A 12050-nucleotide genomic window follows, 5' to 3' on the forward strand; every position below is an offset into this window, starting at 1 on the left:
TTTATAAAGGTTAATAAATTTTACAATTTAAGAGACAACAATTCTAGCCATTTATTTTTACTTATACAAGCCTGCTGTTTGCCTTGTATAAAATAATAAAACCGATAAAACCAATTATCCCTCCTATAAGATTTGCAGCTATGTCTTCAAACTCAAAAGAGCGGTTAGGAACATACATTTGCAAATACTCTACTAATATAGGAAAAATTATTGTAAATACTAATATATTAGTCAATAAATTTCCTTTTTTTAACTTCTTTTTACCATCCATGGTCCCTACTCGGCACCATAAAAAGGTCAAAATTCCAAAAACACCGAAATGGATGAGCTTATCCGCATAAGGAAACAACGGCACATTTGGAAGACTATTTCCTGGTGTCAATAGGGCTACCAAGATAAAAAGCAGCCAAACTACAGCGGGTAATAATCTTGGTAAATTCAAGCCGATTAAGCTCCTATTAGCTCAGCGTATTCTGCCGCAGTCAAAAGATCTGAAGGTAAATCTCCTGATACTTTTACTTTAATCATCCAGCCTTTCTCGTAAGGTGACTCATTGACCAATTCAGGAGAAGATTCCAATTCTTCATTGAATTCGATAATTTCTCCTTCAATAGGCATAAATAGGTCTGAAACTGTCTTCACGGCTTCAACGGTACCGAACACCTCTCCTGCAGCTACAGTTTCACCTACAGTTTCCACCTCTACATATACGATATCTCCAAGTTCTCTCTGTGCAAACTCAGTAATCCCAATTGTGGCAATACCATCTTCCATTCTTACCCATTCATGGTCTTTGGTATACTTTAATTCTTCTGGTAAGTTCATATTTGAATTCTTTTAAGGTCGTCAAAAATACAAGGATTCATCAAATCAAAAAACCTATTGTGACAAATTAAATCTTAATTGTCCACCAAAGGCTGTTGAGCTACGTCTAAAGGCAGTCGTCACCCTAGGATCATTCACTGTCCTGTCAAAATAAATCTGAATATTTAAACTTTGATTGATGACGTAACCTATAGTAGGACGGATTTGCAAGTTCAGGTTCCCATTTGTTACGGTGCTTACTTCACCAATTTTCCTTTGGACCTGCCTGGTATCTACTACTCTAGTGCTCAGTCTTAATTGAAGATCATTCTTAAGAACTTCCTGTCTGCCCTGAATCTTGAATGGAACCTTAACTCCTGCTTTGGTATACCCAAGATCAAATCCGAAATCCCTGCTGTTCTGTTCTGTCACCTGCGCATTTGAAAAGTTCAATCCGATATTCCTTTCTGTATTGTATTCCATCGTGATATTTAACCTGTCTTTGGTCAACAAATTGACCCCAACCAAAGGGGCAAATCGCTCTGTTAGTATCACTTGATTTAAAATAAAAATTGGAATGTACTGCCCAAACTCATTGGTTAAAGATGCGCCCGGAATATTCCTCACCCTGTTATAAAGCTCTAGTCCATTTTGATACAACAATGAATTGGAGAAATTACTCACTTCAAAAGTAGAGGAATATCCATGGGTCAAATTGATAGATGCAAAATATTCTCTCAAAGCAGGAACTTGTGACAAGCCTTTATAATCTACCCTCCAATTTGGAATAGGGATTTTAGGGAAAGGATTTAAGTTAATGGCGTTGGCATCTTTACCAGAATACGCAGACAAAAATGCTAAGGTCAACACGTCCTGTCCGTTCAAAGCATATTCTCCTCCTGGATTTTGGGCGTTTAGACGGGACTGTATAACAGCCCTATTGTTTTCAAAATCTGTAAATACCGGTGATATATTATTCCTGTCATCCCTCTTAAAAGTGGTTCTGATAATGGAGTGGGTAATACTATATGCTCCCATTCTATTAGGGCTTAATGAATTATAACTACCAGGGTTTTCAATTGAATTCCTGAAAATCTCACTGTATTCTCCCGTTTCTCGCTTCCTTGCTTCAAACGTAATTCTAAAATCTTTGAAAGGTTCCGCTAAGGCATTTACCTGTAAGTTGATGGACTGATTTTGCCTAAAATATTGGGTTAATTCTGGACTTGGAGCCATTAACCCATTGTTAGCCAATCCAAACCTAATATTTGGGTCCTGGCTTCCAAAAATAAACCCAAATCCTGGATTCATGAAACTCCGATCCAAGCCAAGTAAGCCTGTATTTTCCATATATCCAGGCAAAAATGTGCCTTCAACGATGGAATATCTAAAATTGATATCCTTGACCATTGTGAGCAATTTGATCAATTTATTGGTAAATGGAGTACCAATTGTATCCTCAGCATTGACTACTTGCCTACCGGGAATACTTGGCCTTTTTGGGGCATACAATGCTTTTAGCTTTGCATTCTTATTATACAATTTTACCAAATCTATCTTGCCGTTCAGAGATTGGTCCCTGGTGTTTTGAATAACATTCCCCAATGTGTCACGTTGACCAATAGAACCAGTTAACCATGAATAATTGGCAGAATACCTATAATCTACTCCTATCCAATCCAACGCGGCGACTTTATCAAATGGCAATTTGTAATTCATCATCAATTGATGATTATAATTGGTTGTTCTTCCGAAATTCCTCAAATTAACTCTCACGGAATCCCTCGCTTCCTGAGTATCACGGGCGCCTTCCGGCTCATCAATAACTGCCAATACCCTGCTCATGAAATCGACCCTAAGATTTTTTGTTAGATCCCAATTCACATTATAATTCCTGTTGAGGAAAAAACTCTTTTGAAAAAATGGGTCAACACCATCAGTACTTAATTGGTCATTTCTATATTGGGTGCGCATAAACCGCCTGTCCACATCCAATCTAGCAGAAACAGAGGTTGGAGCAAAATTGAAATTCAGGTCCTTGATCAACTTGAAATTATTCCCTCCTGCCCATTCTGCATTTTTGAAAGGCTCAAAATTCAAAGGTTTTGGCTGATAAACATAGGCTACATTCCCAACCTGTGTTTCAAACTCATAACTCTCTGTATTGATGTTACTTTGTTTGACTGATCCATAAGCATAAGAAAAAGAAAAATTACTTAAATCATAAAGTTTAGAGTTCTGTCTTTCAGGGTTTTTGTTTTTTCTAACATTTGAAAACCCAATATTCCTTCTTCTGGCAAGATCCAATACCTGACTTCGATAAATTTCCCTTTCCGCATCGGTCTGAAATTTATCCAAAGCCAGTCTCAGTGGAACATCCGGATTCAATGGGTCATATTCCGGTGTGACCGTTGTGTTTTCAATACTGGCATACATAGGAATGGTCATATTCAAAGCTTCAGGTAGAAGCTTTTCAACATTCACATTTGCCGAAATATCATATTGAGTCGCGGCTACTAAAGATCTTTGTGACAACCTTGTTTCCAAGCCACCAAATCCAACTGAGCTGTGCCTGATGGAAGTAGAAATGGTAGCCACATCAGCAATCTGCGCATTCAAAATGGCATTGGCGGCCCATCCTGTAGACTGCTTAAATCCAGTAACTCTCAATTCATTGGCCCATACACAAACAGACTTGGAGGCACCTCCTGTTTCGCCTGGATTACGGACACCAATCATCATCCCCTGTACCAAAGTCAGCTCCGGCCTGCCCACTACAGTCACCTTATATTGTCTGATATCCTGGCTAAATGCCAGGTTGAGGGGAACCCTTTGATTATCCCTATTGATCTTTACCCCGACGATTTCATCTATGGCAATGTCCAGTTCATTTTCCAATGGCCAGATTTGACGGGGGTCTCTTGTTCCTCTTGGAGTTAACATCAAAGGAACTTCTATTTCATAATAATTATCAGTGTAATCTGTACCTAATCTTAAAAATGCTGTGAGTTCTCCATTTTCAGCGTTTTCGGAATCCGCATGGAAGAACATTTTAATTCTTTCATATTGGATCAAATCTAAGGAACCTGTATTCTTGAAAACAGCTCTGGCGTCTCTAGCCTGTAAATCTTCTACGCAAAGCCTTAATGACTGCTCGTTCAATTGCCTTTCAACAGCTGCAAGGTTATCTCTGTCCCTATTGATACCCGGAGGCAAAACATAAGGACTTTGATTTGGCCCACCTTGACTGTTTTCTTCAATATTTACCACCCCAACAGTCAAATTTGAATTATCCGGTTCGGGAATTTCAAAAAATCCTCTTTCAAATAAAGACTCCTGGAAAACCCTCCACTGACTGGCTACCAACCTAAAATTTGCCATCCTCAAAACAACCGGTTGTTCAAAATCCGTCAGATATGTCCTCATAAATCGAATCGACTTAAATCCAGAGATTTCTCCCTGGACCCTGTCGGGATTTCGAACAGGAATTCTGAACAAATACCAATTGACCTCATCTCCACTTTGGGTGGAAGTCACTTTATCGACAATATAATTTCTACCTACTTCCAATTGACCTGGGCGAAGATCTATCTCATATTCATAATACGCCTCCAATTCATTAATGGTATTATCATTATTCAGATCCTCATTATCTGGAAGGTTTGAACCGGATGGTGTATAAGGCAGATTGACATTGGCGGTGATAGGTGTATTGCCTTCCATTCCGTTGAACCTTTTATGACGTTCAAGAATCTTCACATCACTTTGATCATAACTTTCATCCAAATAGTATCTAAAATTATCAGCCGATGGGTCCGCCACAATTTCCTGTAAAACATTCGGCGCAACATTTAACCTATTGATATACCTATCTCTGAAAAATTCAGCTTCCTGTTCGGAATTCAAACCATCCAAACCAACATCCTGGTTTACCCTCGCTTGAGGGGAATTATCAAAGGCAGGTATCAAAAATTGTTGCCTGGTTATCCTTCCCCATTCCGTAGTGGAAGTAGAAGCAACATCTCCATCCGCAGGAAGTCCATTTTCAAATCCATGTCTTCCATCTTTGATCACATCTTCGGATATCTCACCCAAGTTGAATCTCAGCTTACCTCCTGTGGTATTATTCTGATTAAAAACCCCATCCAATACTCTTCCATTAGGCCCTTGAATAAAAGGATCCAATAACCAAAATTCTATGTATTCAACGTTAGTCCTATCAAAATCCACTTCTGTTGTGATCGCCCTTGTGACACCACCATAATTTTGGCGTGGATTTGGCAATAAACCATCAGAAGTCAATGATGGATTGTAATTGTACATGCCACGTTCGCTAGGAAAATAAGCAAACTCAAAAAGAGGTTCCGGAACGATGATAACATCCCTATCCCTAAATTGAAATATCTCCTGAGGAATTACTCTCCTTACATAATGGTTCTGTCTGTCTTCTCTGGTCAGATTAGCAGGAACACCTGGCCCTCCTTCTCTATAAAAAACATTATCAATATTATACCAAGCTACTCTAGCCCTTCTGTAAGCATTACCTAATCGATCTTCTGTTTGACTACTCAGGTCAAATTCCTCTGTAGGTGTTTTTGGAGTAGCCGCTAACTTCCACGTTTGAGCAGCTGCATTGCCAAGACCAAAAGGTGTTATCGCTGTTTCAAAATCATCCAGATAAACCGTAGGATCTCCCGCAACCCTATTGGACGTACCAGGAAGCAGTTGTGCAAACTCACCACTGAACTGTACCAGTGATTTTTCCTTAGTATTTGTGAAAGGCAAGGCATCGGCCAATTTGGTCAAAAATCTGGATTCATCACTGAAGTTTGCATCCAATCCCCACATACTGTTTCTCAAAGTCTCCGAGCCGGCGGCGATTCTGGTAATATTCGGTCTTTCATTTAGGTAAAGGAAAGTACCGCCTAAGTTTAATTTTTCATTAACCATGTAATCCAGCCTTGTACCCAAGAGACTCCTTGTTTGGAAGGACACCAAATCGGCTTTTTCAAAACTGATGGAAATTCTTTTCCCTGATTGAAGAATAGACTCATTGATGATATTGACCCTACCGATATTGTAATCAACTGTAAAATCAACACCTTCAGTCAAAGGTATATTCCCTGCCATCACAATTACTGAACCTGGGGAAATGTTCAATCCCGGTAATATTATTTCAGAAGCAGATCCGGCTGTCAGCCTTCCTTTTATAAAAAACTTATCATATCGGGTGACCAGTTCAGCGTCAGCCTGTGTCGTCCTGTACAAAGTGTCGAAGACATATTTATCTGCCAGGTTTCTTTCATTGGGCAGAAACAAATTCCTCAATGTCCTACCAAAAGGCTCTAGGACAGGAAAGACCAACAAGCCTCTTTCCGGAAATATCGTAATTCCTGGTACAAAATCGAAATTCCCATCCGGGGCAGGATCATTTTGAGGGTTAAGATTATCCAATCCCATCAACCTGATCAGTGGCCGGTTTCTTAAATTCTCCCCTTCCAATAAAGTGGGGTTATCCAATCCTGTCCTATCATCCCTGTAAATTACCTGCAACTGAAATCCATCCTTCATTACTTGGTTGGCATTGAGGTTATAAATGTTTTTCATCATCAAATCCCAAGTTGGAATATTGATATTGATCCTTGCAGGACGTAGCATCTTCAAAAATATCAATTCATTTTCGGGCCTGTTCTGATAATCTTCTGACAATTCCCCAACCTTAAATACCTGCCCATTATAAGTATATTCATAAGAAACTGCCAACACCTCATCATTTTGCAGCCTTCTGGTTAGGGATATGAATCCAAGTTCCCTGTTAAAGAAAAACTCAGTCGGAGCAAGCTTCCTGGCGCCGCTTACTTGTTCAAAATCTATACCTCTGGTAATCTGTAGAGAAGATTCAATAGCACTTGACCCAGTATCAAAAGGCCTAAAAGAAGGATTACTCGTTAGATTTCCAAACAAGAGGTTGGCATTATTGGATGCTGGAGCTGCTGGATTACCGGTACCGATATTTGGATTGTTTGGTTTAAAAATCCTGCTCCCTTCACCCATGTCCATAAATGCCACAAAATTCCTCAAGGTCTCTGTATTATTTGCCCTATTCATAATGTAAACCTCTACCCTTGTCACATTCACACCAGAGAGGATTTGGGGAATCCCCCTTAACCAACGTTCATAATTCTCTCTAAAAAAATGTCCTAAAAAGAAATGCCTGTTTTCATCATAATTGGACCCTTGGATTTCAAACTGCCTTCCCTGTCCTCCTGCCTCTATGATCAGCTCATCTCTTCTTCCCCTCTGGGTGGAAGCCACTGAGGTCACAAAAAGGTTACCAAACTGCATCTGAGTCTTCACACCAAATAAATTCTGAGCGCCCTGTATGAGACTGTTCTGAACCGGCATACTCACATTTCCTATTTCTATAGACTTAATAATATCTTCCTTAAATCCCTCGTATTCCACTTTCAGCTGGTTCTGGAAATCAAACGAATTATTGGAGTCAAAATTAGCCCCTAACCTCATTTTCTGACCCAGACTACCATTAACCGCCATCTGAATCTGTTGATTAAAGTTGAAATTACCATTCTGTTGCTGACGGATAGGGATAGAAGGGTTGTCTATCCTCCTGAAAATTGCTCCCAGATCAAGGTTTACAAATCCTGTAGGTACGATACTGATCTGATCACCTCCAAAAATTCTGTCAAATTGTGGGGTACTGGTCAATGGTCTATTGATACTCCTACCTGACACAGGGCTTTCCCCATCCATTCCCCTTGATCTACTTCTCCAGTATTCTTGCCTTACTTTGAACTCCTGTAAGGTGGAAAAATCTTCAAAATCATATAAAGCCCCCGAGCCAACTCCAACAGAATCTACTTCTTCCAATATCCTGTACTTCAAAGTTGAATCCATTTCCACCTGTACCCTTTGTTGGTAAAATGGTGTAGGGTAAAAGGGAGAATATTGCGTCTGATATGGGTTTCTACTTGGGAAAAGTGGATTTGTCTTAAGACTTGGCCATAATAAAAATGATGGGGAGACTCTCCTCTTATTCAGCGAATCCAATCTACTGATAGCAACAGAGTCCTGTTCAGCAACTTGTGCAAGAGATTGCTGAAAAGACAAAAACAATAACATCAACAGTAATAATACTGCTGGAAGAGATTTAGCATTGCCTCTTAGAAAAATATGTAGCCCGTACAAAAGACCAAGTATTTAATGGTTTACTAAGGTGTCTTTAAAGATGCTTTAATTAATTCTTCTAAAGAAATTTCTGAGCCTGTTTTTTTCAAGACAGCGGCAATGTTTTTTTCGGCCGTCGCTTTTGGAAATCCTAGAGTAATCAAGGCTTGTAACGCTTCCTCTCTGATTTTATTGTTAACGCCAATAAATCCGGTTTGTACCTGTCCTTGATCTAGGAGAACATCTTTGCGGATTTTATCTTTTAATTCCAATACTATTCTTTGCGCTGTCTTTGCACCTACCCCTTTCACATTCTGGATAGTACGGAAATCTTCCTGTGCAATAGCAGTCTCCAATTCGTCCGAGCTCAGAGAGGACAAAATCATCAAACCTGTATTGGGACCTACCCCTGAAATTGAGATCAGATGCAAAAAAAGCCTCTTCTCATTTTCTTCTTTAAAACCATAGAGGGTGTGGGCATCTTCTTTGATATGCAAATAAGTGAGGAGCATTATATGCTCCTCATCTTTAATTTTTGAATATGTCTGCAAGGAAATCTTGACATGATAACCTACACCTGAAATATCGATAATAACAAAAGTAGGATCTTTGTAAACAAGTTTACCTTTTAAATATGCGATCATAATTGGTCTTGAGTTTGTGCATCTACCACTGCGATAGCCACCATATTGACAATCTCTCTAATGGAGCTACCCAGCTGTAAGATATGAACAGGCTTGTTCATTCCTAAAAGTACCGGCCCAATTGCTTCCGCATGACCAAGTTCAGATAAGAGTTTATAAGCAATATTTCCAGAACTTAAGTCAGGGAAAATCAAGGTGTTTGCCTTGTTGCCGATCAAGGCACTGAAAGGGTAATTTTCAATCTGGATTTCCTCGTTTAGGGCAACATTAGCCTGCATCTCCCCTTCAATTGTCAATTCCGGATATTTCTCTTTGGCCAATGCCGCTGCTTTGGCTGTTTTGGTAGCCACACTTCCTTTCGCAGAACCAAAATTAGAATATGATAGAATGGCAACTTTAGGGTCAATATCAAAGAATCTAACACCATTAGCTGTCAAACCTATGATTTCTACCAATTGTTCTGCAGTAGGGTCAACATTAACTGTTGTATCTGAGAAGAAATATGGGCCTCTATCTGTATTCATGATATACATACCCGCAACTCTATCGATACCCTTTTTAACTCCAATAACATGAAGCGCTGGAAGAATTGTTTTTGGGTAATCTTTGGTAAGACCGGAAATTAAAGCATCTGCTTCGCCCAATTCGACCATCATAGAACCGAAATAGTTCCTGTCCCGCATCAATCTGTAGCATTCTTTTGGAGTCAAGCCTTTTCTCTTTCTCTTCTCAAAAAGAATTCCACCATAATGTTTCAATCTTTCCTCGTCCTCGTACGGATCCACGATTGAAACACCACTAAGGTCAAGGTTATTCTCTTCTATGATCTGATTGATTTTTTGCTTGTTGCCCAAAAGAATTGGAATGGCAACTTTTTCATCTCGCAACAATTGTACTGCCTTCAAGATTTTAACATTATCAGCCTCGGCAAATACTACACGTTTAGGGTCCTTTCTGGCTCGTGTGATAACCCTAAGCATTAACCTTTGATCTATTCCAATTCTTTCTTGCAATTCGAGATTATAAGCTTCCCAATCTGTAATAACAGTCTTGGCAACACCTGATTCCATCGCTGCTTTTGCAACAGCTGGTGCTATGGTCGTGATCAACCTTGGGTCAAAAGGTTTTGGAATCAAATAAAACTTACCGAAAGACATTTTAGCATCCCCATAGGCTTTATTCACGATTTCCGGTACCGGCTCTTTCGCCAAAGCTGCAATTGCTTTTGCCGCAGCCAGCTTCATAGCTTCGTTAATAGATGTGGCCCTAACATCCAATGCCCCTCTAAAAATGTAAGGGAAGCCCAAAACATTGTTTACCTGATTAGGATAATCAGATCTACCGGTAGCCATAATCAGGTCTTCTCTGGAAGCCATTGCCAAATCATAAGCAATCTCAGGATCCGGGTTTGCCAAGGCAAAGACGATAGGGTTTGGCGCCATTTTCTTAATCTGCTCCGGACTCACAATATTTCCTGCTGATAAGCCCAAGAATACATCTGCTCCATCAAGAGCGTCTGTTAAGGTGTGAATATCTCTATCAGTTGCAAATTCTCTCTTGATGTCGTCCAAGTGTTCTCTGTCAATTCTGATCGCTCCCTCCTTATCACACATCACAATGTTTTCTTTTCTTACCCCAAGAATCATGTAGAATCTTGTACAAGAAACCGCTGAAGCGCCGGCACCGTTGACCACCAACTTGATGTCCTCAATTTTTTTATCGACTACTTCAAGCGCATTCAATAATGCTGCCCCTGAAATAATAGCAGTACCATGCTGGTCATCATGCATGACAGGAATTTTCATTTCCTTCTTTAGCGTTTGCTCTATTTCAAAACATTCAGGTGCCTTGATATCCTCTAGGTTTACGCCACCGAAAGTAGGTTCCAGAGATTTAATAATCTGAATCAGTTTCTTAGGATCCTTTTCGTCAATTTCAATATCAAAAACATCAATTCCTGCGAATTTTTTGAACAAGACACCTTTCCCCTCCATCACAGGCTTAGAAGCCTCGGGCCCAATATCACCCAAGCCCAACACTGCGGTACCATTGGAAATAACTGCTACCAGATTCCCTTTCGCTGTATATTTATAAACATTTTCTTTATCTCTCTCGATCTCTTTACACGGTTCTGCTACTCCGGGCGAATACGCTAATGCAAGATCTAATTGGCTGGAAAGTGGTTTGGTGGGTACTACTTCAATTTTTCCTGGTTTTCCTTGGACGTGATAATTCAATGCGTCCTCTTTACGGATTTTAATAGCCATATAGGTTTATTTGTTAAATGAAATCAGCTAGAAAGTCCTTCTTTATTCAAGACCTCTGAAGCCAACAATATAGTTTCGATCTCCCGAATGGCTTCTCTGTGCCCCTCATTGGGATAATAAACAAAGCCCTCCATATAATAGAGTTTGCCGTTCTTATCATCTACAATGACAAAAGCTAAGAATGAACCACCCATACTGAGATTGTTTGTTTTCCAACCCCCGCGGATTTCGACTGCAAAATTATCGTTTATCTTGAAATTAGTAAACACTGGACTTGGATCTACACGCTCCGTTACCAAAAAAGAATTCCTGTTATCGGGGTTCCCATAGATATGCTGCTTAGTAATGGACTCCCTCAACTCTAATAGAGAGGATGGAAATAGCTGCTCCTCTGAAACATAAGCAGTCTCATAAAAAAACAAACTGATATCCGGTTTATCTGACCTAGGAGTCGGCTGCCTCAGCCACAAAAAGTCATTTTCCGCTTTCGCAATTTGATAAGAAGCAGGAACATTGATATTCAAACCAAGCTGTTCTCCTGCAACTTTTGCTTCTGAACTTTTTCTATTGAGGATGACCCTTTGCAATCTTCCTCTTTCCCTAACATGAAAGAGATTCTGCAATTTATTTTTATTGGCTTTTAAATTTCGGATCAGCTCTTCATCATTATTTCCAAACAAATAAATCACTTCCTGTCCCTGCGCGAATTCATCAGCACTCCTCAGTAAATACAATGATGGATCATTAGCTGCTTTTTCTTTAGCTTCTTTACTAAATAACGCATTAATGTTTTGGCTTGCAGATTTTTTATCGTCAAAGGTGGTCACATATACAATGTTCGTGGCCATTTTCAGGATCCTGGTCATACCTCTAGGATCTACTTTACGGACATCAAACATACTTTCATCTCTGATTAAACCCTGCACATCCTCAAGAAAGATATCTTTCAAAGTCTCTCCTACTGGTCCTTCCCACTTGGTAGAATCGATTGCAAGAATAATTTCCCCAATGGAACCTCTGGCTTTGGGCTTAGTGGAGTTTTTTCCCTCTGCATTCTCCTCACATGCTTGAAATCCCGCCACTGAAAATAAAAGGACAATGGCTATGCTTATTTTTCTGATATTCATATGTTTTGAATTTATTACCTCCC

At 39.7% G+C, this 12050-nt stretch carries 6 protein-coding genes; all 6 read right to left on the minus strand.

Annotated elements, in window-relative coordinates; genetic code table 11:
* Nucleotides 1-61: 61 nt before the first annotated feature.
* Genes ACFFIP_RS18720 through ACFFIP_RS18745 form a run of 6 tightly spaced genes read right to left on the minus strand, consistent with a single transcriptional unit; the run spans nt 62 to nt 12027 of the window.
* A complete protein-coding gene (locus tag ACFFIP_RS18720; protein ID WP_382389309.1) occupies nt 62-442 on the minus strand; it encodes a VanZ family protein in 381 nt (126 codons plus the stop codon).
* 5 nt (nt 443-447) lie between these two features.
* Complete coding sequence (gene gcvH, locus ACFFIP_RS18725; protein ID WP_382389310.1) at nt 448-825, minus strand: glycine cleavage system protein GcvH; 378 nt, start codon at nt 823-825, stop codon at nt 448-450.
* Nucleotides 826-879: 54 nt separating this feature from the next.
* The gene (gene sov / locus ACFFIP_RS18730; protein ID WP_446685336.1) at nt 880-8010 is read right to left on the minus strand and encodes a T9SS outer membrane translocon Sov/SprA; all 7131 of its coding nucleotides are present in this window, start codon (nt 8008-8010) and stop codon (nt 880-882) included.
* A gap of 23 nt (nt 8011-8033) precedes the next feature.
* Nucleotides 8034-8633 carry a Holliday junction branch migration protein RuvA gene (gene ruvA / locus ACFFIP_RS18735; protein ID WP_382389311.1) on the minus strand — a complete coding sequence of 200 codons (600 nt, stop codon included), beginning with the start codon at nt 8631-8633 and terminating at the stop codon, nt 8034-8036.
* Complete coding sequence (locus tag ACFFIP_RS18740) at nt 8630-10900, minus strand: NADP-dependent malic enzyme (protein WP_382389312.1); 2271 nt, start codon at nt 10898-10900, stop codon at nt 8630-8632. Before ACFFIP_RS18740 ends, ruvA begins: the two co-directional genes overlap by 4 nt.
* 23 nt (nt 10901-10923) lie before the next feature.
* Nucleotides 10924-12027 (minus strand): DUF4837 family protein, encoded by a 1104-nt coding sequence (locus ACFFIP_RS18745; protein WP_382389313.1) that lies wholly within the window; start codon nt 12025-12027, stop codon nt 10924-10926.
* Between the last annotated feature and the right edge of the window lie 23 nt (nt 12028-12050).

It is taken from the genome of Fontibacter flavus, assembly GCF_042432905.1.
GTDB classification, from domain to species: Bacteria; Bacteroidota; Bacteroidia; order Cytophagales; family Cyclobacteriaceae; genus Fontibacter; species Fontibacter flavus.